Annotated in this window: 17 protein-coding genes; 10 read left to right on the top strand and 7 right to left on the bottom strand. The window is 70.3% G+C overall.

Features of this window, described 5'->3' with window-relative positions:
• The coding region (locus MLY01S_RS08895; protein ID WP_174520647.1) for a 30S ribosomal protein S6 at nt 1-121 on the bottom strand (121 nt) is incomplete at its 3' end.
• A gap of 252 nt (nt 122-373) precedes the next feature.
• Between MLY01S_RS08895 and MLY01S_RS08900 the strand changes: the two genes are divergently transcribed.
• Complete coding sequence (locus MLY01S_RS08900) at nt 374-1000, top strand: DUF1697 domain-containing protein (protein WP_067191304.1); 627 nt, start codon at nt 374-376, stop codon at nt 998-1000.
• A 39-nt stretch (nt 1001-1039) separates the two neighbouring features.
• On the opposite strand, the gene MLY01S_RS08905 is transcribed toward MLY01S_RS08900, so the two are convergent.
• Nucleotides 1040-2488, bottom strand: a complete 1449-nt coding sequence (locus tag MLY01S_RS08905) for a M18 family aminopeptidase (RefSeq protein ID WP_067191306.1) — start codon at nt 2486-2488, stop codon at nt 1040-1042.
• A gap of 110 nt (nt 2489-2598) precedes the next feature.
• On the opposite strand from MLY01S_RS08905, the gene MLY01S_RS08910 reads away from it, so the two are divergent.
• A complete protein-coding gene (locus tag MLY01S_RS08910; RefSeq protein ID WP_067191308.1) occupies nt 2599-2934 on the top strand; it encodes a hypothetical protein in 336 nt (111 codons plus the stop codon).
• A gap of 84 nt (nt 2935-3018) precedes the next feature.
• Here MLY01S_RS08910 and MLY01S_RS08915 read toward each other — a convergent pair whose 3' ends face one another.
• Nucleotides 3019-4746, bottom strand: coding sequence for a glycosyltransferase family 87 protein (locus MLY01S_RS08915; protein ID WP_082740028.1), 1728 nt, complete (start codon nt 4744-4746; stop codon nt 3019-3021).
• 151 nt (nt 4747-4897) lie between these two features.
• Here MLY01S_RS08915 and MLY01S_RS08920 point away from each other — a divergent pair, with 151 nt between their 5' ends.
• A complete protein-coding gene (locus MLY01S_RS08920; protein ID WP_067191310.1) occupies nt 4898-5983 on the top strand; it encodes an inositol-3-phosphate synthase in 1086 nt (361 codons plus the stop codon).
• A gap of 316 nt (nt 5984-6299) precedes the next feature.
• On the opposite strand, the gene MLY01S_RS12830 is transcribed toward MLY01S_RS08920, so the two are convergent.
• Entirely contained in the window at nt 6300-8402 is a 2103-nt protein-coding gene (locus MLY01S_RS12830; RefSeq protein ID WP_067191312.1) for an acyltransferase family protein, read from the bottom strand.
• A 249-nt stretch (nt 8403-8651) separates the two neighbouring features.
• The gene (locus MLY01S_RS08930) at nt 8652-10415 is read right to left on the bottom strand and encodes a formate--tetrahydrofolate ligase (protein ID WP_135103342.1); all 1764 of its coding nucleotides are present in this window, start codon (nt 10413-10415) and stop codon (nt 8652-8654) included.
• Between the two features lie 180 nt (nt 10416-10595).
• Between MLY01S_RS08930 and MLY01S_RS08940 the strand changes: the two genes are divergently transcribed.
• Nucleotides 10596-11438, top strand: a complete 843-nt coding sequence (locus MLY01S_RS08940; RefSeq protein WP_135103341.1) for a hypothetical protein — start codon at nt 10596-10598, stop codon at nt 11436-11438.
• Between the two features lie 3 nt (nt 11439-11441).
• On the opposite strand, the gene MLY01S_RS08945 is transcribed toward MLY01S_RS08940, so the two are convergent.
• A complete protein-coding gene (locus MLY01S_RS08945) occupies nt 11442-12893 on the bottom strand; it encodes a CCA tRNA nucleotidyltransferase (RefSeq protein WP_067191321.1) in 1452 nt (483 codons plus the stop codon).
• Between the two features lie 202 nt (nt 12894-13095).
• Here MLY01S_RS08945 and MLY01S_RS08950 point away from each other — a divergent pair, with 202 nt between their 5' ends.
• From MLY01S_RS08950 to trxA, 5 genes are all read left to right on the top strand, one after another.
• Nucleotides 13096-13689 (top strand): NUDIX hydrolase, encoded by a 594-nt coding sequence (locus MLY01S_RS08950; protein WP_082740022.1) that lies wholly within the window; start codon nt 13096-13098, stop codon nt 13687-13689.
• 36 nt (nt 13690-13725) lie between these two features.
• Complete coding sequence (gene murJ / locus MLY01S_RS08955; protein ID WP_082740024.1) at nt 13726-15570, top strand: murein biosynthesis integral membrane protein MurJ; 1845 nt, start codon at nt 13726-13728, stop codon at nt 15568-15570.
• Nucleotides 15571-15715: 145 nt separating this feature from the next.
• Nucleotides 15716-18055: a hypothetical protein gene (locus MLY01S_RS08960; protein WP_067191325.1), complete on the top strand. Its 2340-nt coding sequence runs from the start codon at nt 15716-15718 to the stop codon at nt 18053-18055.
• Between the two features lie 166 nt (nt 18056-18221).
• On the top strand, nt 18222-19223 hold the full coding sequence (gene trxB, locus MLY01S_RS08965; RefSeq protein ID WP_067191327.1) for a thioredoxin-disulfide reductase: 1002 nt from the start codon (nt 18222-18224) through the stop codon (nt 19221-19223).
• A 69-nt stretch (nt 19224-19292) separates the two neighbouring features.
• A complete protein-coding gene (gene trxA / locus MLY01S_RS08970) occupies nt 19293-19616 on the top strand; it encodes a thioredoxin (RefSeq protein WP_067191329.1) in 324 nt (107 codons plus the stop codon).
• Nucleotides 19617-19869: 253 nt separating this feature from the next.
• On the opposite strand, the gene MLY01S_RS08975 is transcribed toward trxA, so the two are convergent.
• Nucleotides 19870-20694 carry a ParB/RepB/Spo0J family partition protein gene (locus MLY01S_RS08975; RefSeq protein ID WP_067191334.1) on the bottom strand — a complete coding sequence of 275 codons (825 nt, stop codon included), beginning with the start codon at nt 20692-20694 and terminating at the stop codon, nt 19870-19872.
• Between the two features lie 304 nt (nt 20695-20998).
• Between MLY01S_RS08975 and MLY01S_RS08980 the strand changes: the two genes are divergently transcribed.
• A complete protein-coding gene (locus tag MLY01S_RS08980; RefSeq protein ID WP_135103340.1) occupies nt 20999-21577 on the top strand; it encodes a hypothetical protein in 579 nt (192 codons plus the stop codon).
• Nucleotides 21578-24164 lie beyond the last annotated feature (2587 nt).

Here is a 24164-nt window from a genome sequence, read left to right on the forward strand (position 1 = left end):
CGACGTTGTCGACGGTGCCGCCGTCCTTGGTGATGACCTCAAGGTACTTCTTGAGGGTCGGCTCCACGGTGCGCTCGTCGACCTCAGGGTCGATCAGCACCATCAGCTCATAAGCACGCATGCGAACCCACCTCCTCTGGGCTTGCGGCCACGGTCTCTCCGTGGCAGGAGGTTCTGTGCTCGTCGTCCGCGCGTCGGCCCGCACTCTTCGGCGGCACGCAGACAACCTGATCCATCCTACCATCACGGGAACGCGCCCCGGAGGGCGAGACTGATCACAGCCGCAGAGGCGAGAATGCAGACAGCAGGAGACCGGCCGTCGTCGGGAAGCACCGGCGGAGCCGACCCGTGCACGCCACGCGAAGGAGGCCCCATGGACCGCACCGACCACCGCCACACCCACGTGCTGCTGCTGCGCGGCGTCAACGTGGGCGGACGGAACCGCGTGCCCAAGGCGGAGCTGGCCGAGCTCGCCGCCGAGGCCGGCGCCGAGGACGCGACCGTGCACCTGAACTCCGGGAACGTGCTGTGCCGGATCGGCGAGCGCCGTCCCGCCGCCGAGGTGGCCGCGATGCTCTCCCGCCTGATCCTGGCCCGCCTGGACGTGGAGACCCCCGTGCACGAGGCGACCGCCGCGGAGATCGCCTCCCTGCTGGACGCCTGGGAGGCGAGCGACCTGGCACCGACCGTCGGGGAGGTCGCGGACGGCCGGTTCCTGCCGCGCCAGGCCCATCTGGTGCTGCTCGACTCCGCCCCGGACCCCGACGACGCCGCCCGGCTCATGGCCGAGGACGTCGGGCAGGACCGCTGCCTGACCACCGGCCGCGGCGTGTGGATCCGCTACGCCGTGGACACCCGCTCCTCGACGCTCACCCTGCCGCGGATCGAGCGCATCCTGGGCCGCTCCGGGACCGCCCGGAACCTCAACACCGTGAAGGTGCTGGCCGGGCGGCCGGACCCGAAGAAGGACCTGCCCCGGATGGAGCTGCGCCGGGACTGAAAGGCCCCTCTCGACGCAGGAGCAGGAGGAGCCAGCCCGTCAGACGCCCGCGTAGAAGGCGTCGAGGGTCTTGCCCATGTGCGCGATGTCCTCCACGCCGCACATCTCGCGGGCCGAGTGCATGGACAGCAGGCCGATGCCCACGTCCACGGTGCGGATGCCCAGGCGGGTGGCCGAGATGGGGCCGATGGTGGAGCCGCACGGGGAGTCGTTGTTGGAGACGAACTCCTGGAACGGCACCCCGGCCACACCGGACCAGCGGGCGAACGCGGCCTCGCCGGCGGCGTCCGTGGCGTAGCGCTGGTTCGCGTTGATCTTCAGCAGCATGCCGCCGTTCGGGCGCGGGTGGTTGGCCGGGTCGTGGCGCTCGGCGTAGTTCGGGTGGACCAGGTGGCCGGTGTCCGCGGAGAGCAGCCAGGAGCCGTGGATCGAGCGGGCGCGCGCCTGTCCCTCGACGCCGAGGGCGGTCTGGATGCGCCCGACCATCTCCTCGAGGATCGGGCCGGCGGCACCGGAGCGGGAGGCCGAGCCGAGCTCCTCGTGGTCGAAGGCGGCGAGCATGGGGATGACGGGGGCACCGGCGGCCTCGCCCGCGATGCCGTCGGCCACGCGTCCGGCGAACTCCACGCCCTCGCCCTCGCCGGCCAGGCGCTCGAGCGCCACCAGCCCGGCGTGGGTGGAGGCCAGGTTGTCCAGCCGGCCGGAGGCCAGGAACTCGCCGTTCGCGCCGAACAGGCCGGGGGCCTGGGCGTCGGCGACCATCACGTCATGGCCCATGATCGCCTCCGGCTCCACGCCGGCGGCCTCGGCCAGCACGGACAGCACGTCCGCGCAGAGGCGGGCCTGCACCGGGCCGTCCAGGGACCCGTTCCCCGGCTGGGCCGCCCCGACCACCGGGTGCATGTGCTTCTGGCGCTGCAGCTGCAGGCCCTCGTTGACCTGGCGGTCCAGGTGGATGGCCAGCTGCGGGATGCGGCCGAGCGGACCGGTGGCGGCGAGCACCTGACGGCCGTCGGCGAGCGCGAGGCGGCCGGCGAAGCGCAGCTCGCGGTCCAGCCAGGAGTTCAGCAGCGGCCCGCCGTAGATCTCCACGCCGGCCTGCGCCCAACCGTCCGCGGTGACGGTGGCGTGGTTCGGCTTGAGCTTGAAGCCCGGGGAGTCGGTGTGGGTGCCCAGAACACGGAACACCGGCACGACGTCGGCCCCCTCGCCGCCGCCTGCGGCCTCGCCGGAGGCGGCGGCGCCGACGGTGGTCGGGATGATCCAGGCCATGGCGGCGCCGTCGCGGACGACGACGTACCCGCCCGGGGCTGACGGGAAGTCCCGGTGCTCATCCAGGCGGGTGAACCCGACGGCCTCGAGGCGACGTGCCACCTCCTCCGCGGCGTGGTAGCTGGAGGGTGAGGCGGTCACGAAGTCGGCCAGGTCCTGGATGTGCGCGGGCATCTGGCCCGGGGCGGCAGTTGCTGCAGCGGAGGTGTCGGTCATGGTCCGACCGTACCGCGGCCGTGTGCGGGGGCGCAGGGGCGGCGCGGCTACGGTGGAGGCGTCGGCGACGCGGCCGGCATGAGGGGACGAGAGCGAGGAACAGGCCCGGGATGGACGCGCAGATCTGGATCGTGGTGGCGATCGGTGTGGTGCTGATGATCGGCTGGACGCTGGCCGGCTGGTGGATCGTGCGCATGGGCTTCACCCGGGACCGGGACGCGGTCGGGCACCCCCACGCGGACGCCGACGCCCCGGAGCGCGCCGTCCCCGTCCGCGCCGATGCGAACAACGACCCCAACGCCATCTGGCGCGAGCAGATGAAGGCCGCGACCCTCGCCTCCGGCGCCCGCTGCGACTGCCCCGGCGCCGACCCCGACGGCGGCCCGGCGTCCCCCGGCCTCGAGCCGGACCCGGACTGCCCGGTGCACCGCTGGGACTTCGCCTGACCCGGCTGTGCGGGGGTTGCTGACGCAGGACATGGTGGCTCGGCGCATGCTAGCTCGGCGCCTGGTGGCTCAGCGCACGCTGGTTCAGCGCCGCGGGGAGTCCGCGTAGGCACCGGCCAGCGGGTCAGCGGCCAGGTCCACCGGGCCTGCGCGGCCCGGTCCGGACGCCGCACCTCCGCGGCCCGGCTCGGGACTGTCGGCCGCCACGCCGCGGTTCGCCTCGGGACCTCCGGCCGCCACGCTGGACGCGGCCGCCTGCCGCACCAGGTCCTTGCGCGGGACGTACATCTCCACCACCACGCGGGCGCAGAGCCAGAGGACGGCCACCACGTGGGCCACGATCGCCAGCACGTACACGGAGTCGTCCATGGAATGCTGCGGCTCGGAGCCGGAGGCCCCCTTGGCCAGGTACATCCACACGGCGAAGAAGTGGAGGACCTCCACCGTCTGCCAGACCCAGAAGTCCTTCCAGCGCGGCAGGGCCAACGCCATGAGCGGGATCAGCCAGATCACGAACTGCGGCGAGTACACCTTGTTGGTCAGCACGAATCCGGCCACCACCAGGAACGTCAGCTGCGCCAGCCGGGGCGGGTGCTTCGCCAGCACGCCGAGCAGGAACACCGCGGCGCACCAGACGGCGAACACCCCGTAGACCACCAGGGACAGCGACTCGTCCGGGAGGTAGCGGCCGCCGACCTTCGGGGCCATCACGTCCCAGGCGTGCCACACGCTGGACAGGCCCGGTCCGCGTTCGGAGGAGAAGGTGAAGAACAGCTTCCAGGCCTCGACGTTCAGCACCATCAGCGGCAGGTTCACCGCCAGCCACGCCCCGACAGTGCCGGCCAGGGCCTTGAGGAACGGGCCGAAGCGCCGGGACCGCACCGCCAGGATCAGCAGGGGCCCCAGGATCAGCAGCGGGTAGACCTTCATCGCCGCGCCGAGGCCGAACAGCACGCCCGCCCAGCCCGGCTTGGACCGGGCCCACACGTACATGCCCCAGGCCATCAGTGCCACGGCCCACATGTCCCAGTTGATGGTGCCGGCCAGGATCATGCCGGGTGCCACGGCCACCATGAGTCCGTCGGTCCATCGGCGCCCGGCCATGCGCACGGTCAGCACCGCGACGACGGCCCACAGGCCCACCACGAAGACGGCGTTGACCAGCCAGAACGCGAGGGTCTCGTTGCCGCCGTCCGGCACCCACTGGGTGATCTGCGCGGCCACGGAGGCCACGAGGCTCATCAGCACCGGGTACTCGAAGGTCGATCCGGCGGCGAAGGGCGCCCACGCGTTGTCTGCGAACCCGCGCCCGCCGTAGAGCGCGGCCCAGTCCGAGTAGCAGCCGGCCAGGTAGACGTTCGGGGCGCCCCAGCCGCGCACCAGGCACGGAGCCTTCTGCAGCACCGTCACCGCGGCGGCCAGGCCCACCAGCAGCGCGGCGATCGCCACCGGCGACGCCCACGAGCCGGTCTTCCGGCCCCACCCGTTGGCGGCCAGTCCGCCGGGCAGGGAGAAGCGGCCCTCGGCCTCCCGGCCCCCGGCTGCGGCGAGGGACGCATCCGAGGTGCGTGCCGTCGTCGTGCCTGCGGCGCGCCCCGTTCCGGCGGTGCCTGCGGCGCGCCCCGTGCCTGCCGCACCTGCGGGCGCCTGCTCATCGGTGACGCCGCTCACGGCGGCCGCGTCATCCTGTCCGCCTGTGGCGAAGGAGCCGCCCGTCCCCGCACGCTCCGGTAGCACCGGTCCGGCGGCGCGGCGCGGCGCGGGACGGCGGGCAGAGACGGGCCGCGGAGCCTTCGAGGGGTCAGAGGTCATGCCCACCATCCTAGGAACCGCGCGGGTCACCGGGCCCGGCTCCACGCGCGTCGGGCGTAGACTGCAACGCAAGCTCAAAACCCCGGGACCGGGCGCGCCCTTGTGGCGTGCCCACCTGCACGTGTGCCCGGGGAGACTTCGAGGAGAACAAGTGGCAGAGAACCCCATCCGCGTCGCCATCGCCGGCCTCGGCAACTGCGCGACGTCCCTGATCCAGGGAGTCGAGTACTACAAGGACGCCAAGGCCGAGGACACCGTCCCGGGCCTGATGCACGTCCAGTTCGGCGACTACCACGTCTCCGACCTGGAGTTCGTTGCGGCGTTCGACGTGGATGCAGCGAAGGTCGGCCTGGACATCTCGGAGGCGATCCTGGCCTCGGAGAACAACACCATCAAGCTCACCGACGTGCCGAACACCGGCGTGAAGGTGCAGCGCGGCCCCACCCTGGACGGCCTCGGCAAGTACTACAAGGAGACCATCGAGGAGTCCGCGGAGGAGCCGGTGGACGTCGTCCAGGCCCTCAAGGACGCGAAGGTGGACGTGCTCGTCTCCTACCTGCCGGTGGGCTCCGAGGAGGCGGACAAGTTCTACGCCCAGGCCGCCATCGACGCGAAGGTCGCCTTCGTGAACGCCCTGCCGGTGTTCATCGCAGGCACCCAGGAGTGGGCGGACAAGTTCACCGCCGCCGGCGTGCCGATCGTGGGCGATGACATCAAGTCCCAGATCGGCGCGACCATCACCCACCGTGTGATGGCCAAGCTGTTCGAGGACCGCGGCGTCACCCTGGACCGCACCTACCAGCTCAACGTGGGCGGCAACATGGACTTCAAGAACATGCTCGAGCGCGAGCGCCTGGAGTCCAAGAAGATCTCCAAGACCCAGGCGGTCACCTCCAACACCTCCGCCCAGCTGGGTGAGAAGGACGTGCACATCGGCCCGTCGGACTATGTCGGCTGGCTCGACGACCGCAAGTGGGCCTTCGTCCGCCTCGAGGGCCGCAACTTCGGCGACGCCCCGGTGTCCCTGGAGTACAAGCTCGAGGTCTGGGACTCCCCGAACTCGGCCGGTGTGATCATCGACGCCGTGCGCGCCGCGAAGATCGCCCTGGACCGCGGCATCGGCGGCCCGATCCTCTCGGCGTCCTCCTACTTCATGAAGTCCCCGCCGGTGCAGCACCACGACGAGGAGGCCCACGAGCTCGTGGAGGCCTTCATCCGCGGCGACATCGAGCGCTGATCGGCCTCCCGGTCCCCGCGGCCCCGGGTCTCAGCCGGGCGTGTCGACGACGGCCCCTCGCCTTTCGCAGGCGAGGGGCCGTTCGCGTCGGTGTGCCGGGCGTCGGCGTGCCTGGGTGTGCTGTGCCCTGGGGGCGTGCTCGGGTGAGCTGTGTCTACCGCATGACGCGCCCACCTGCCGTAGGGTGTGCCGCCGCCTGCCTCAGAGTGGGGATAAGACACGGCGTTGAGATCGCAGAACGGGACCGTGTTGTACCCCCAAGTTGTACCCCGGCAACACCAGGCTGTCCCCACAACCAGGGACCCCGGCGGGTGGATCACTCGGCGGTGTCCACGCCCAGGCGCTCGTCGATGGTGCGGCGGATCAGCTGGGCGAACACCTGCTGGCCGTTCTGACGCGGGTGCACCTTGTCCGGGGCGAACTCGCGCACGTACTTGGAGGCGGCGTCCCAGTCGGCCACCACGATCTGGTCGCGGTGTTCCTCGGCCAGCGCGTTCATCTGCTTCTGGACGCCCGGGACCCACTCCGGCGGGCCGTGCGGGATCACGAGGACCAGAAGGCGGTCCTCGCCCAGGGTGTCCAGGATGCGATCCCAGTCGCTGTCCTTGGTGGCACCGTTGGTGCCCAGTGCCACCACCGTGATGGGGCGCAGCTCGTCCTTGGCGGCCATCTCCTCGAGCTGGTCCGCGGCATCCCAGAGCTGGTGGCCGACCTCGGCCTCGATGCGGATGCCCGGCATCTGCTTGAGCAGTTCGGGGGCGGAGGACAGGGAGACGGAGTCGCCCAGGAGGTTGATGTCCTCACCGTGGACAGACGGCGGCAGCTTCTCGCCCAGCTCCTCCTCGGTGAACTCGGGGCGCAGCACGTTCGGGTCGCCGAGGCCCAGCTGATCGCCGGAGGGCGGCGCGGACCCGCCCTCGGAGGGGTCGGCCTCACCGCCGGACGGCTCGGACCCGTTGCCCCCGTCGCCCTCCTTCTCGCGCTCCTGGGCGGCCCTGGACGCCTCGGCCTTCAGGGACTCCTGCGCGGCCTCGGCCTCGCGGAGCGCATCCTCGGCGTCGGCGATCTCCTGCTGCAGCTTCGTCTGGCTCGGGGAGTGGACCAGGGCGGCGCCGGCCGCCACGGGGACGGCGAGCAGGGCCACGGCGCCGACGCCCACCAGGGCCTTGCCGGCACCGGCCGCACGACGACCGGCACCGGCCGCACGACGACCGGCACGGCCGCGGCCACCGGCGCGCACGCCGGAGCCGGTCCAGGCGGCCTTGATGCCCTCGCCCCAGGAGCGGAAGGTGGCGCGGAAGCCGTGGTGGAGGATCGGCTCCTCCACGATGCGGGCGGAGGCCTCGGCGATGAGGGCGGTGAGGATGATGACCAGGCCCGCGGCGAGCGGCTCGATCCACTCCGGCGCGTCGACCGGGACGATGATGCGCATGATCACCAGCAGCGGCCAGTGCCACAGGTAGGCGCCGTAGGAGCGGCGGCCCCACCACCCGAGGAAGTCCCCGGACATGGCCTTGGAGAACGAGTCGCGGCGGTTGCCCTGGACCACGTGCAGGATCAACAGTGCCACCAGCGCGGACAGCGCCGCGAGCACGCCCAGGTAGGTGTATGCCGCGGTGCCGTCCACCAGGAAGAAGGCGACGGTCAGGACCGCCAGGCCGGCCCAGGCCAGCGCCGTGCGGACCGGTCCGGTGGAGGGCTCACGGCCGCCCTGCTCCGGACGGGCCACGTGGGTCTGCGCAAGAGCCACGGTGGCGCCGAACAGCAGCCCGAAGGCGTGCGTGTCCGTGCCGAAGTACATGCGGGTCTGCGGGGCACCGGAGAGCTGTCCGACCGCCATGCCCACGGCGGAGGCGATCGCCAGGGACAGCACGATGCCCATGCGGACGGCATCCGCCCCGCGGGCCGAGCGGGCGGTGCCCTTGCGCGGCCAGCAGAGCAGCAGGAGGCAGAGGATCAGCAGCGGCCACACCACGTAGAACTGCTCCTCGATGGCCAGGGACCAGAGGTGCTCGAACAGCGGCGGGGTGGCGGCGTTGAAGTAGTCGTTGCCGTCCAGGATCATCAGCCAGTTGCTGGTGTACGTGAGGGCGCCGAGCCATTCGCGGCGCAGGCCGGCCGGGAACTCGGAGACGGCGAGCCAGGCCAGGGCCGTGGAGCCGACGAGGGCCAGGATCAGGGCGGGGACCAGGCGCCGGATGCGCCGCATCCAGAAGGAGCCGAGCTTCACGCCGTGGCCGGAGTCGATCTGGCGGATGAGGCCGACCGAGATGAGGAATCCCGACAGCACGAAGAACATGTCCACGCCGACGAACCCGCCCGGAAGCAGGGCGGGCCAGGCATGGAAGACCAGGACGGCGAGCACGGCGATGCCGCGCAGGCCGTCAAGGGCCGGGACGCGACCGGGGCCCTTGCTCACACGGGTGCCGGGGCGGGGGGTATGGTGGCCCGCTCCGCCACCGGAGGTGGACTGGGCGCCGCGCGTCCTCGCCGGGGAAGCTAAAGGAGGACTCGACACAGTCATCTAGCCTGAACCGTCCGACGTGATTTCGCCACTCACGACACAGTCCGCAATGGTTGCGAATCGGTCTCGCTCCCGCGTGCGTACGCGAGATGAACCCCCGAGATCCGCAGAAACCTGCGGTTCTGTGTGTTCCCTTGGAATCGCTCAGAACAGGCCCGTGATGTTGCCCGCATCGTCCACGTCCATGCGGTCGGCGGCCGGGGACTTCGGCAGTCCGGGCATGGTCATGACCGCGCCGGTGAGGGCGACGACGAACCCCGCCCCCGTCTTGGCGCTCACCTCGCGGACGGTGACGGTGAAGCCCTCCGGGGCGTTCAGGGCCGTGGGGTCGTCCGAGAAGGAGTACTGGGTCTTGGCCATGCAGACCGGCAGGCCGTCCAGGCCACGGCGGGAGATCTCGGCCAGTTGGCGCCTCGCGGCAGCGGTGAACTCGGCCTTCGCGCCGCGGTAGTTCCGCTTCACCACGGCCTGGATGCGCTCCTCCACGGTCATGCCCTCCGTCCAGAGGCCGGTGAGCACCGGGGCGTCGTCGCCCGGGGCGGGAAGCGCCCGTGCCACGGCGCGGGCGAGGCCGCGGGAGCCCTCACCGCCGGAGCCCCAGACGTCCGCCACGGCGCAGGCGAGGTCCTGCTCGCGGCACCAGCCCTCGAGCCACTCCAGCTCGGCGTCCGTGTCCTCGGCGAACCGGTTCACGGCCACCACCACGGGGGCCCCGTAGGCCTGCATGTTCTCCACGTGGCGGGCGAGGTTGGCCACGCCGGAGCGCAGGGCGGCCACGTGGGCGTCCTGGACCTCCTGCTCGTCGCGGCCGTCGCGCTCGGCGACCTTCGCCACGCCGGCCTTGACGTCGGCGAGCGCCATGCCGGACTGCAGCTTCAGCGCGCGGACGGTGGCGACCACCACGATCGCCGCCGGCGGGAACTGCCCTGCCACGGAGGTGATGTCCATGAACTTCTGGCCGCCGAGGTCCGCACCGAAGCCGGCCTCGGTCACCACCACGTCCGCCAGGCGCTGGGCGGTGCGGGTGGCGATCACCGAGTTCGCGCCGTGGGCGATGTTCGCGAAGGGGCCGCCGTGGACCAGCACTGGGGTGCCGCCCAGGGTCTGCACGAGGTTCGGTGCGATCGCGTCCTTGAGCAGCACGGCCATGGCGCCCTGGGCGCCGTGCGGGCCGATCTGGGAGGCGGTCACCGGTTCGCCGGCGTAGGTGGAGCCCACGGTGATCTGGCCGAGGCGGCGCTTGAGGTCCGCCAGGTCCCGGGCGAGGCAGAAGACGGCCATGGTCTCGGTGGCCACCGTGATCTCGAAGCCGCCCTCGCGGGGCACGCCCTGGGTGCGGCCGCCGAGGCCGGTCACCACGTCCCGCAGGGTGCGGTCGTTCATGTCCAGGGCACGCTTGAGGGTGATGGTGCGCGGGTCGATGCCCAGCTCGTTGCCCTGCTGGATGTGGTTGTCCACGAGGGCGCAGAGCAGGTTGTGGGCGCTGGTGAGGGCGTGGAAGCCCCCGGTGAAGTGCAGGTTGACGGCCTCCATCGGGACCACCTGGGACCAGCCGCCGCCGGTGGCGCCGCCCTTGATCCCGAACACGGGGCCCAGGGAGGGCTCGCGCAGTGCGGCCATGGCGGTGCGGCCGGCGATCGAGGCGGGGGCGTCCTCCTCCTCGGCCACCAGGTTCAGCCCGTCCACCAGGCCCACGGTGACGGTGGTCTTGCCCTCGCCGGCGGGGGTGGGGCTGATGCCGGTGACCAGCACCACCCGGCCGGTGCGCGGCGCGTCGATCGCGTGCACGTCCACCTTCGCCATGTGGCGGCCGTACGGGATCAGCAGGTCCTCGTCGATCCCGGCACGGGCTGCGATCTCGGCGATCGGGGCGGGCGTGTGGGCGGCAGCGATCTGCGCATCGTTCATGCGCCCCATTCTTCCACCGCGGTCCCGGACGGGGAGGGGCACCCACGGCGAGCCGACCGGCGGCGGTGAGCGCCGTCGTCGGCAAGCCGGCCCCCTGCGGGGAAGAGACCGTGACCATGCCCGATGTGATGTGGAACACTGCGGAAGGGCGGCGACCGTCCGCCGGAGAGGGGATGCCCAATGAAACCCAGCCGCCTGGCCGTCTGCCTCGGCGTGGCTCTGTGCACGCTGCTGGCCTCCGCCTGCAGCCCGGGCCCCGGCGGGGATTCGACCCCGGACGCGGACGCCACCGCCTCCAGCTCGCCCTCCGCGCGGAACGGGGAGAACAACGACGACGGCGCCTCACCCTCGGCGAGCGCCTCCCCCTCCGCATCGGCCGGGCCCGCCTCCCCGAGCCGGGAGGAACCGACACCTGCGAAGCCCTCCGCAGGGCAGATGCAGACCATCGACCTGGATGGGCTCGCCTTCGACCTCCCGGAGGACTGGGAGGAGCTGGACCGGACGAACGTGACCACGGTGCGCGGGGACGGGACCGTCGCGGACATCGAGCGGGTCTGGCGCGTCACCATGCCCGACGCCCCGAACGTGGCGGTCGCCACCGTGACCTACATGGAGGACCGGGGCAGCATGGACGAGTCCGTGGCCGTGGAGGACCGGAGGGCGAGGATCCGGGACTGGGCCGGCTCCACCGTGGAATCGCTCGCGGAGAAGGACCCGGCGAGCCTGGGGGCCTCGCTCGAGCTCAACGGACTCGGCTGCCGTGCCGGCAGTGTGACGATGTCCGGCGCCCCGCAGCTGGCGGACGTCGGCGAGGACGGGCCCGGTCAGGGGATCCGCATGGACTACACCTGTCAGGCGTCCAGGGATCCGAGCCTCGGCGAGGTCACAGGACACCGCTGGGTGACCACGGACGTGGAGGGGCGGCGCCGGGACGTCCACGTCACGGCGTACACCGGCTGGCTCGAGCAGATCGGCCAGCCGGACCTGACCCGCCGGATCGTGGAGTCGATCCGGCCGGAGTGAGGATCAGTCCTTGCGCGACTCCGGCTGCTCCGCCCACCAGCGGCGCAGCTCGGCCTCGGCCACGTCCTGATCGTGCGGGCCCTCGTCCAGGCGCCACTCCAGCAGGTGCCGGTAGGCACGTCCCACCAGGGGGCCGGGGCGGATGCCCAGCAGTCCCATGATCTGCTCGCCGTCCAGGTCCGGGCGGACGGCGGCGAGCTCCTCGGCCTCGGAGATCTCGGCGATGCGGCGCTCGAGGTCGTCGTAGGCGTGGGCGAGGCGGTTGGCCTTCCGCCTGTTCCGGGTGGTGACGTCCGAGCGGGTGAGGGCATGCAGGCGGTCCAGGACCGGGCCGGCATCGTGGACGTAGCGGCGCACCGCGGAGTCGGTCCAGCCGGCATCCCCGTAGCCGTAGAACCGCATGTGCAGCTCCACCAGGCGGGTGACGGCCTTGATGGTCTCGTTGTCGAACTTCAGGGCGCGCAGGCGCTTGCGGACCAGCTTGGCGCCGACCACCTCGTGGTGGCGGAAGCTCACCGCACCGCCCTTCTCGAAGCGACGGGTGGCCGGCTTGCCGATGTCATGGAGGAGGGCCGCCAGGCGCAGCACCACGTCCGGGGAGTGCGGCGAGTAGCGCTCCTCCTGCGCGATCGCCTGCTCCATCACGGTGAGCGAGTGGGCGTAGACGTCCTTGTGGCGGTGGCGCTCGTCGGTCTCCAGCTGCAGGGCCGGCAGCTCCGGGAGGATGCGCTCGGCCAGGCCGGTGCGGACCAGCAGGTCCAGTCCGCGGCGCGGGTCGGCGCCGCAGATCAGCTTCACCAGCTCCTCGCGGACACGCTCGGCGGAGATGATGTCGATGCGTTCGGCCATGTCCGTCATGGCGGCCTCCACCTCGTCCGCGACCTGCAGGCCGAGCTGGGCGGCGAAGCGGGCGGCGCGCATCATGCGCAGCGGGTCGTCCGAGAAGGAGTCCTCCGGGGTCCCGGGGGTGTGCAGGAGGCCTGCGGCGAGGTCCCGCACGCCGCCGTGCGGGTCCACCAGCTCCATCGCCGGCAGCCGCAGGGCCATCGCGTTGACGGTGAAGTCGCGGCGGACCAGGTCGTCGTCGAGACTGTCGCCGAAGGCCACCTGCGGCTTCCGCGAGGTCGGGTCGTACTGCTCGGCACGGTAGGTGGTGACCTCCAGCTGCCAGCCGTCCTTCTGGAACCCGATGGTGCCGAAGCGGCGTCCCACGTCCCAGACGGCGTCCGCCCATCCGGCGCCGATCGCCTCGATCGCGTCCGGGTCCGCGTCCGTGGTGAAGTCCAGGTCGCCGGAGTCCCGGCCGATGAAGAGGTCGCGCACCGGTCCGCCCACGAGGGACAGCTCCCGGCCGGCCGCGGCGAACCTCTCGCCCAGCTCGATGACGACGGCGGGCAGCGAGGCGCCCTCAGGGAAGCCGGAGGGCAGGGGGACGCGCGGCGAGGAGGAGCTCATGATGAGTACAAGGGTGCCAGAGAACCGCGACGGGGACGGTGCCCGGGGAGCAGACGGGGCACTGCACGCGCAGCGGTCGCAGCGGCGCGCCCGGGGCGGAGGCCGCGCCGTCGGCCGCACCCGCGGGCTGCGCCCGAGCGCCGCGGGGGGTGCCGGGACGGACCAGCGTGCGACGTGGACGCCTGACGCTAAGGTTGAAGGCATGACCCGCCCTGACCGACCCGAGCGCCGAGGGGCACCCCTGCCCTCCGCCGTCCTGGGCCGGATGCGGCGTCAGACCCCGCCCACGCCCACACCGGGGCCGCCCACCGGCCCGCGTCCGCGCGTGCCCGCCGCGGCCCTGCCCACCGTGGAGGAGGTCTCCGCCGGAGGCCTCGTGGTCCGCGAGCACCGGGACGGCCTCGAGGTGGCGATCATCGCCCGCTACAACCGCGGCGGCCGCCTCGAGTGGTGCCTGCCCAAGGGCCACCCCGAGGGCCGTGAGGACCACCGCGAGGCCGCGACCCGCGAGGTCGAGGAGGAGACCGGCATCGCCGGCGAGATCCTCGAGCCGCTCGGCTCCATCGACTACTGGTTCACCGTGTCCCGCCACCGCGTCCACAAGACCGTGCACCACTACCTGCTGCGCGCCACCGGCGGCGAGCTGACCACGGAGAACGACCCGGACCAGGAGGCCGTGGACGTCGCCTGGGTGCGTCTGGAGGAGGTCGGGCGTCGCCTGTCCTTCGCCAACGAGCGCCGGATCGTGGACCTCGCCCGTAGGATCATCCACCAGCACTTCCCCGCAGACGGCTGACGCCGCCTCCTGACCTCCCCCTTCCGGAAGCGAGTCATGAGCACCTCCTCCTCCGCCGCAGGCCGGCACCCCGAGCACGACGACGGCACCGCCCCCTCCGTGACCGCCTCGCCGACCGCTGCGGTCAGGGAATCCGAGCCCGCCGATCCGCCCACGGACGCGGTGCCGGCCGGCGAGAAGAACGTGGCGCGCTCGTCCGCGATCATGGCGGCCGGCACCCTGCTGTCCCGCGTGCTCGGCTTCGTCCGCGCGGCCCTGCTCACCGTGGCCATCGGCTCCACCGCCCTGGTGGCGGACGTCTTCGAATCCGCGAACACCATCCCCAACGTGATCTACATGCTGCTGGCCGGCGGCGTGTTCAACGTGGTGCTGGTGCCGCAGCTGATCAAGCATGCGAAGGACGCGGACCGCGGCGCCGACTACACCTCGAGGCTGATGACGCTGGTGGTGCTGGTGATGGCCGGCTTCACGGTGCTCATCACCATGGCCGCCGCCCCGATCATGGGTGCCCTGACGAGCAACTGGAGCCCGGGCATGCTGACGCTGGGCACCGTCTTCGCCCTGTGGACACTCCCGCAGGTCTTCTTCTACGGCGTGTACGCGGTGGCCGGGCAGGTGCTCAACGCGAACGGCCGCTTCGGTGCCTACATGTGGGCGCCCGTGCTGAACAACGTCGTGGCGATCGCCGCGATCGTGCTCTACCTGGTGATGTTCGGCCGGTACGCCGGCGGGGACCAGCTGGCGGAGTGGACCACCACGCAGACGGTCATCCTGGCCGGCGGCCACACCCTGGGCATCGTGGCGCAGGCGGTGATCCTGTTCCTGCCGCTGCGGCGGCTCGGGCTGGGGCTGCGTCCGAAGTTCGGCTGGAAGGGCATGGGCCTGCGCCAGACCGGCGCGCTGGCCGGCTTCACCCTGCTGACCATGCTGATCGGCAACACGGTCAACCTGCTCTGCGCCCGCATCATCACCGGCGCCACCGCCGCCCGCGCGGACGTGGACTCCCGCGCCCCGGGCACCGAGGGGTGGTCCGAAGCCATGGCCCAGGCCGCCATCCCCGGCCTGAACGCCTACAACATGGCGATGCTGATCGCGATCCTGCCGCACTCGGTGTTCGTGGTCTCCATGGCCACCGTGCTGTTCAACCGCCTGGCCCGCTCCGTGGGCGCACAGGACATGCAGGCGGTGCGGACCACCACCAGCCAGGGCCTGCGCGCGTTCTCCGTGCCGCTGGTGTTCTCCACCGTGGCGATGATCGTGCTGGCCGGCCCGCTCGGCCGCATCTTCGGCTCGGCCTCCGAGACCGCCCTTCCGGCGGGCATCGCGATCGGCCAGGTCCTGCTCATCCTCGCGGTGGGCCTGCCGTTCCGCTCCGCCGGCTTCTACCTGATGCGCGCGTTCTACGCCGCAGAGGACGCGAAGACCCCGATGGTCATCCAGGTGACCTCCGCCCTCGGCATGCTCGTGCTGGCGTACGCCGGCGCGTTCTTCCTGCCGGACTGGTCGCTGGCCTACTGGATCGCGGCGGTGGGCACGCTCTCGCACATCTACACGTTCCTCGTCTCCCATGTGCTCGTGGTGCGCCGCTTCGGCGACTACGACTTCGCGGCCGTGGTGCAGGCCCACGCCAAGACAGGCCTGGCGGCGGGCGTCGCCGGCATCGTCGGAGGTGTGACCGTCTGGCTGCTCGGCGGCTACTCCGGCGGATTCGCCTGGGGTTCGATCCTCAACGCGATCATCACCTGCACCGCAGCCGGCATCGTGATGGGCGTCGTCTACCTCATCGGCCTGCGTGTGCTGAGGATGCAGGAGCTTCAGATGGCGACCCGGCCGCTGGCCTCCCGCATCCCGGCGCTCGGGCGCGTGCTCGGCGTCCGCTGATCCGCCTGGCCCCGCACCGGCCCGCGGCGGGGCACCCGGGGGCCGTCCCTCCCTGGTGTTACGCCTCACTGCCTCTAGGATGGGGGAATGCGCACGGCCATCCCGTGCCGTGGCCGCCGCGCAGCCGTCATGTGAGAGGAATCCCGTGTCCCAGTCGATCGAAGTCGGATCCGTGCTCGGTGGTCGCTACCGCATCACCGACCATGTGGTGACCTCTGCCGACCAGGACCTCGTGTTCACCGGCCTGGACCAGGTCCTCAACCGCCGCGTCACCGTGCTGGTGGCCTCCCTGGAGAATGCGACCCAGGTGGCCTCGTCCGCCCGCGAGCTCGCCACGGGCGAGCGTCAGGACGACGTCCAGGTCCTGGACCTCGGCCTCTCCGAGGGCCACACCTACCTGATCGCCGGCGGCAACCCGGACCCTGACGTGCTGCTCGGCCTGGCCTACCCCCAGGAGACCTACGTCGAGCCGTTCCAGACGGACACCCTCGGCTCGGAGATCTTCGGCTCCTCCCGTGATGCGCAGGCCCATGAGTACGACGACGACGAGGCCTACTACACCGAGCTCGACGAGCACATCCGCGCGGACCAGGAGCAGCACTCCCGCCGCCCCGGCTTCCTCAACCGGCTCTCAGACCGCCTGTCCGAGCGCATGAACTCCTCCTCCGACGGCTCGGCCGCCCGCGAGGCCGCCGGCGCGTCCGCACTGGCCGCCGCGGGTTCCGCAGCGAAGGCCAAGGAGGAAGAGAAGCGCCGCGCCGAGGAGGCCGAGCGCGCCCGCCAGGAGGAGCGCCGCCGCGCCGAAGAGGCCGAACGTCAGCGTCTCGAGGAAGAGAAGCGCCGCGCCGAGGAGGCCGAACGTCAGCGCGTAGAACGCGAGCGGGAGGAGGCCGCCGCGGCCGAGCGCGCCGAGCGTGAGCGCCGTGAGGCCGAGGAGTTGGAGCGCCGCCGCGCCCGTCAGATCGAGGAGGACGAGCGCCGCGAGCGTGCCGCCGCCGAGCGCCGTGCCGCTGAGCGTGCGGAGCGCGAGGAGCGCGAGGCCCGTCAGGCCGAGGAGCGCGCCGAGATGGAGCAGCGCGAGGCCGATCGTCGCCGTGAGGCCGCCGTCCAGGCCGCCGCCCAGGAATCCGGCAAGGGCCGTGACGGCCGAACCGAGCAGGGCCGCGGCGCCGCCGCCGCGGACATCTCCACCGACCCCATGCCCACCGTGCCCGCCGCCGGACGCGGTGACGAGGGCAGTGCCTCCGACTCCGCCCGTCCCCGCCCCGCCAAGGCGCACCGGGACGGGGCTGCCCCGAAGCACGACGAGGCCACCCCGAAGGACACTGAGCGGCAGGCCCCTCGCCGTGTGCGCCCGGCGCCCCGCCGGGCCCTCGCGGCCGCTGCCGCCTCCGGTGCCGGAGCAACCGCCGCCGGAGCGGCCCCACAGAACGCGAACAGGGCAGACGACGTGCGCCGGGACGGCGCTGCAAGCAACGGTGATGGCCGTGACGCCGGACGCGGAAGTGAGCACGAGCCCCGCGCCGACGGCCGTGATGCCTCCGATGAGGGACGCAAGGACCGCTCCGGCCGGCGCGGCGCGGCGGCTGCCGGTGTCGGCGCCGCGGCAGTGGGCGCCACCGCCGCGGCCACGGGCGCCTCGGGTCGTGGCACCGACGTTCCGGCCGGCTCTCGCCGTGACGCCGATGCCCGGGATCCGCACCGCGACCGCAAGGACACCGCTCGCGGTGCCGCCCCGGCCACAGCAGCCGCTGCGGCCCACCCGGACGGGCCCCGTGACCGGCGTGATCCCGACGACGACCGACGCTCCAAGACGGGCGGAGCCGGCTGGCTCGTCGCCCTCCTGCTGGTCCTGCTGTTGGCCGTGGCGCTGATCACCGGCTTCTTCCTGCTGAACCAGAACCGCGACTCTGTGCCGGACGACAACCAGGCCACAGGGTCCCCGACCGAGTCGACGCAGCCGACCGACGGCGGCGCCTCCCCCTCCGAGGAGACCTCCGCGTCCCCGTCCGAGGACGTGGCTCCGGCGGAACCGGCCTCCCTGGTGGACATCTACCGCGAGGTGCCGGACGCCCCGACGCTGGAGTCCGAGCACGACGACCAGCTGTCGAACATCATCGACGGCGACCCGGAGACCTACTGGCAGAGCTACTCCTACAAGCGCCCGAACTTCGGCGGCTACACCCGCAGCATGAACTTCGTGATCGAGCTCGAGGAGGCCCGGGACATCGAGAAGGTGACCGTGGAGTCCCTCGCGAGCTCCGCCGGTCAGCTCGCCATCGGCGTCGCCAGCGAGGACGGTCTGGGCGATCTGCGCCGCGGCGGCGAGGGCACCTTCGTGGACGGCAAGGCCGAGGTGGACATCACCGACGATCAGGGCAATGCCAAGTACGTCGTCGTGACCGTCACCGAGCTGCCCCAGCTGGCGGTGGACAACACCCAGTACGCCTACGGCATGCGCCTGTCGGAGATCACCGTCCAGTGAGCCGATGGCCGCTGATGGCCACAGTCCGGGGAGGGGGCCGTCGTCGTCCCCTCCGCGGGCCGGAATACCGGGCCCGGCGGGCCCGTTGACCTGATACGTGGACCCCGTGCGCCGCAGAGGACGGGCGGGGCGACCAGCACCGACTCAGACCCCCCTGGAGGAACCCGTGACCGACACCCCCTCGACCGACACGGTGCGCAACGTCGCCGTCATCGGCTCCGGCCCGGCCGGCTACACCGCCGCCATCTACACCGCGCGGGCCCACCTGGAGCCCGTGCTGGTGGCCGGGGCCGTCACCGCCGGCGGCGAGCTGATGAACACCACCGAGGTGGAGAACTACCCCGGCTTCGCCGAGGGCATCATGGGCCCGGAGCTCATGGCCGCCATGGAGGGTCAGGCCCGCCGCTTCGACACCGAGATCCTCTTCGACGATGTGGTGGAGGCCGACCTGGTGTCCGACCCGAAGGTCCTCACCCTCGGCGACGGCTCGCAGATCAAGGCGCACGCCGTGATCCTCACCACCGGCTCCGCCTACCGGAAGCTCGGTGTGGAGGGCGAGGAGCGCCTGTCCGGCCACGGCGTCAGCTGGTGCGCCACCTGCGACGGCTTCTTCTTCCGCGACCAGGAGATCGCTGTGGTCGGCGGCGGCGACTCGGCCATGGAGGAGGCACTCTTCCTCACCAAGTTCGCCTCCAAGGTCCACGTGCTGGTCCGCAAGGACGAGCTGCGCGCCTCGAAGATCATGGGCCAGCGCGCCATGGACAACGAGAAGATCGAGTTCCACTGGAACACGAAGGTCGCCGAGGTCCGGGGCGAGGACAAGGTCACCTCCCTGCTCCTGCAGGACAGCGTCTCCGGCGAGCAGCGAGAGCTGGCCGTCACCGGCCTGTTCATCGCGATCGGCCACGACCCGCGCACCGACCTGGTGAAGGACCAGCTCGAGCTGACCGAGCACGGCACCATCAAGGTGGAGCACCCCTCCTCCCGCACGACCCTGCCTGGCGTCTTCGCCGCCGGCGACGTCACCGACCACACGTACCGGCAGGCCATCACCGCCGCCGGCACCGGCTGCGTGGCCGCCCAGGACGTGGAGCACTATCTCGCCGACGTCCTCGGGGTCGACGAGGCGGCCCCCGCCGGCCCCGAGTCCGACGCGAACCCGGCCTGAGGACCGCCCTGCGGCCCTCAGCGACCCGTGGAGGACCGAAACCACCGACTATCCGCATAAGGAGACCCCATGAGCATCATCAACGTCACCGACGCCGACTTCCAGGAGAAGGTCCTGGACTCCGAGCTGCCCGTCCTCGTGGACTTCTGGGCCGAGTGGTGCGGTCCGTGCCGCATGCTGGGCCCGGTCCTGGAGGAGGTCGCCGCCGAGTATGAGGGCAAGGTCACCGTCGCCAAGGTCAACGTGGACGATTCCCCGGCCACCGCCGCCCAGTTCGGTGTCACCTCGATCCCGCTCGTGGTGGCGTTCAAGGACGGCCAGAAGGTCAAGGAGTCCGTCGGCGCCAAGCCCAAGCCGGCCCTGGTGGAGGAGTTCTCCGACATCCTCGGCTGAGGCGCAGCTGACCGAACCTCAGGTCTGTCAGGCCTGTTGCCACTGACATGATGAAGGCCGCCTTCCCTCGCGGGAGGCGCCCTTTGTCGTTCTGTGAGGGAGAAGGACCAGGTCAGACGGGATGAGAAAGGCCCGTATCGAATGACATCCGTGTCATTCGATACGGGCATTTCATGTGCCTCGGTACTGCAGGCACCTGCTACGGCGGCCCTCCTCCATCCCCGACGACGGCCGCTTGCCGCGGCCGATCGGCTCACTTCTCCGCGTCGTCGCCCTGGATGAGCTCCATGATGCGGTTGAGGTCCTCGACCGACGCGAAGTCGATGGCGATCTTGCCCTTCCGCTTGCCCAAAGTGATCTTGACCTGGGTGTCCAGGCGCGAAGTCAGGGCCGTGGCGAAGTAGTCCAGGCGCTCATGACGGGTCGGCTCGCTGCGACGACGCGTGGCCGGGGCGGCCTGACGGACACCCTGTGCGAGCGCGACGGCCTCCTCCGTGGCCCGCACGGAGAGACCCTCGGACACGATGCGCTGGGCCAGACGCTCCATCTCCGCCGGATCCGTGAGACCGAGCAGAGCGCGGGCATGCCCGGCGGTGAGCGTGTTGTTGGCGACGCGCCGCTGCACGAGCGGCGGCAGCTTCATCAGGCGCAGCGTGTTGGAGATCTGTGGACGGGAGCGGCCGATCCGCTGGGACAGTTCCTCCTGCGTGCACTCGAAGTCGTCCATGAGCTGCTGGTAGGCGGCGGCCTCTTCCAGCGGATTCAACTGAGAACGGTGGAGGTTCTCCAGAAGCGCATCACGGAGGAGGTCCTCGTCCGGGGTGTGGCGCACGATGGCCGGGATGGTGTCCAGGCCGGCGAGCTGGGTGGCGCGCCAACGACGCTCGCCCATGATCAGCTCGTACGGCGTGGGGCCGGCCACCTCACGGACCACGATGGGCTGAAGGATGCCCACCTCGGTGATGGACGTGACCAACTCGTCCATGTGGTCCTCGTCGAAGACCTCACGCGGCTGACGGGGGTTCGGATGGATGTCTGTGACCTTCAGCTCGCGAAGCACGGCAATGTCCGTGGGCACGGTGCCTGCCTCTGAGACCTCGGCCCCGGCCGTCACGTCTGTGGTTGCAGGCACGGAGCCTGCCGCGGACTTCTCCGAGACCTTCTCAGCCTCAGTTTCAGCCTCAGCCGGCTCCGCGGGTGCCCGACGGCCCAGAGCGTTGACAGCGGGCATGGAAGGCCGACCACGACGCACAGTGGACTTGCGACCAGCGGCAGAGCGGGATGAGGCGGACGAGGCGACGGTCTGCTCGTGCTCCTCGACAGCAGTTGTGTCCCTTTCTTCGGCAGCAGTGGTGGCCCTGCCACCCTTCGCATCACCCTCCGTGGAGGTTCGATCCGAAGAGAAGAAGACATCCACGGGCCGACTGCCGCGGCCGGAGGTGGACTTCGGTGCGTCGGCGGACTTCTCGGCAGCGGTGGTGCCACCGGCGCCGGCTCCGGTCCTGGTGTTCCTGCTGGCAGCGGACGTCGTTGTGCCACTGACCTTTCCGCCACTGACCGCGGACGAATCGGTGGAAGCACTCTTCTTCGCGCCGGTGGCCGAGGATGTGGAGGTGGACGTGGTCCCCGACGCGGCTGCCTTCTCCTTGGACGCCGTGGACGCCGCGGGCGTCTTCGACCTGGACGGCTTGGACGTTGAGGACTTGCTCGACGAGGACTTGGTCGTTGACGACTTCGTCGACGACGAGGAGGAGCGGGTACCGTTGGACTTCTTCGAAGACACCGTCTTACCGCGTGTCTTGTCAGCAGACTTCTCCGATGCAGCGGCGGCTGCAGACGTGGTGCGCCGGCGCGGCGTTGCTTCCTTTTCGTCCTCAGAGGACACAGTCTGCCCGGTCTCCTCCGTCGGCGCGGCGGAAGACGCTGGCGCCGTGGTCTCCTCGGCGTCTGCGGTGGTCTGAATTAGGGCACCGAGGCCCCGGCCCAGGCCTCCTCGGCGGGTCTTCTTCACATGTCCTCCTGCAGTGAAATATGTCCAGTCCAGTCTAGGTCGGAGTACGGCTTCCTTCTACGGCGCAGCAGTCCCGTTCCACGTGAAACACGAATGCGGTTCCTCGCTCTGCCGCGTGCGATGCCGCTCTTGGCTTGCGGCAGCGACGCGTTTGCTCAGGTCTCCGAACCACCTTGCGATGCGAGTCCGGGGTGACAGCAACGAGGCCTGCGACCGAAGCGGGAGGCCAGACGTAGGTGAGTGAGGGCTTGTGTTCGATACCGAAGGCTGATGACCGCGCCTTGCTTCACGTGAAACGGCCAATGATGTACCGAATCACTCTCCAGCCGTCGACTACGGACCACAAATCATGCCCTCATGCGAAGAGCATCATCTGCGCTCTCGCACCTCGCATCACCCGTTAAGCGTTGCTTACAATGGTCGAACGAAAGTGTTGCGTGTCGACCCATGTGGATCGACCCGCCGCCCTCTGGGGCGCGGTCAGCGGAGCATGGAGTGCTGCCTTGGCGAAAGAGCGAGTGCCCAAGATCGTCATGTCCAAGGAGATATGAGGACACGAGGAGCCGAAGACAATGAACCACTCTCTGCCCAGATCCGTCACAACCCTGGGGCACTGCCGTTCGTGTTGCATACTGCGTGAACGAGGAGATTCGCCCGTCTAGCGAAGCCCGCATACCCCCATGTTCGGTCAGCATCCCGATTGTCGTGCTTCCAGCCCTAGGTCGAGGGCACACGCGTAAGAGGCCTGGAGACTGCCTCTAGGAGCCGGCGGTGCCCGCAGGAGTGTCGATCAAATGGTGACCCAGGCGCACGCAACGTGGACACTGAGGTGTCAGCGGTAGTCACTGTCCCCTCAGCACAGCGACAGTCTTGACCCTGTCGCGCCAAGGTTTCACGTGAAACGTCCTGGGGAGAGGGGCGTGGTGAGAGCTGCCAAGATGTCTAGACCATTCCTTTTGGCTACCCCTGGCCTACTCGCCGAGCGCACGGAGCCTTTTCCAGGCCGGCGCTTCCCGTGTCACGTTCCACGTGAAACGTAGACCGTAGCCATGCGGGCACCTTGTCTTCGTCCAGGATGAAACTGAAGACGCACTACTAGGAGAGCAGGTCTACCTGCAACCACACACCGTCCCAGCGGTTCGGCTGCTGATCCTCAATAGGCGACTATGGCATCTACTTCAGGACCGACATTCGGTTCTACGCACGCGCTCATCTCAGCATTGAGCTGAAGACGGAGATATATGCAATGCCGGACACCGATCTGATGACCGGAGTCGCGGCACGCCAACGGTTGAATCGACTCCTTTGTCCGAGGCAGCCCACGAATGCAGTTCGGCCCCGTGGGAGACTCCCACCTTCTTCGCGTATCCCACTGCGCCATGTTCCACTGCAGTCGCGTTTCACGTGAAACACATCCAGGAATCACACGGCGGGAGAGAGATCACCTCCTCGCCACAGTCCGCGGCCGATGAATGATCACAAGGCGGCCCGCCCTCCTGCGCCAGTCACCCACTCGTGTCGATAGTTTTCCGGAGCGTCGCTACTCGGTCTCTCCCGGTGTCTTGTCGAGTATCCCCGTGGATCAGGCTGAACACGCTTACTTCTCTCTTCACATACGACGGTACCGGTCAGTGAACTGTGGTCAACGCGGTGGCCGGTAGACCCGTTCGGTACGGTCGTGTGTCGGCAGGTTTCTACGGAGCCACGAGACTGCCCATGCCTTGCGTTCTACGTGAAACATCCCCCAGCGCCTCCCGGACGGTGTGTCTTTTCTTCTCGCGCAAGGGGATGGCGTGCGAGCAGGCAAGCCAAGAAACCATTACTCACTGGGACAGCAGCGGCTCCAGTGTTCCGCCGAACGACCTCAAGGACGTCCGACGCCCGCCATGACCCGCCCCCTTTCTGCTGCACGAACGGAGAGCTGCACCTACACCAGTCATCGGATGACGATTCCTCACCGACATACTTCCGATGCCCTGCGCAAAAGCCTGCTGAAGCATCAGCTCTCTCGTGACAGCTCGAGAGGCCAGCCATCAGTCAGGCTCCCGCCAGATTGCTCGTTTCACGTGGAACGGATGGCCGAAGAGCAGCCAGGTCTGTCTTCGGTCTTTTGAAGCATCCATCGCACACGAGCTCACCTACATGCCATGGCGCATCCTCTCTGGGACCATCCCCATCGTTGCCTCGCCCAGGGGCCAGGTCCCGAGACGGTGTTCTTGTTGCCCTCCGCAGCTGGAAGCGACACGCTCTAGCTCGCGGCGAGTCATTCATCCACAGGTGTTGTCCACATGTGCACAGGAGCGATGTGACGCCGCCGCGCAGCGTTGTTCCTCATCCACAGGTTCGTCCACATGTGTGGATACAAGTGTGATGGCTTCCCTCACCATTTATGGAGTGAGTAAGTGCTCGTCTGAGGCGCGCCTTGAAGGCCTGTGAGGAGTAAGGCGCCCTTATCGGGACATTCTCCAGGGCTCTTTATCCACAGGCGTGCTCTGCGTCGTACACGAGGCTTGCAGGCCCACAGCCCACCAGAGCCA

Source organism: Micrococcus lylae NBRC 15355 (assembly GCF_001570885.1).
Classification (GTDB): Bacteria; Actinomycetota; Actinomycetes; order Actinomycetales; family Micrococcaceae; genus Micrococcus; species Micrococcus lylae.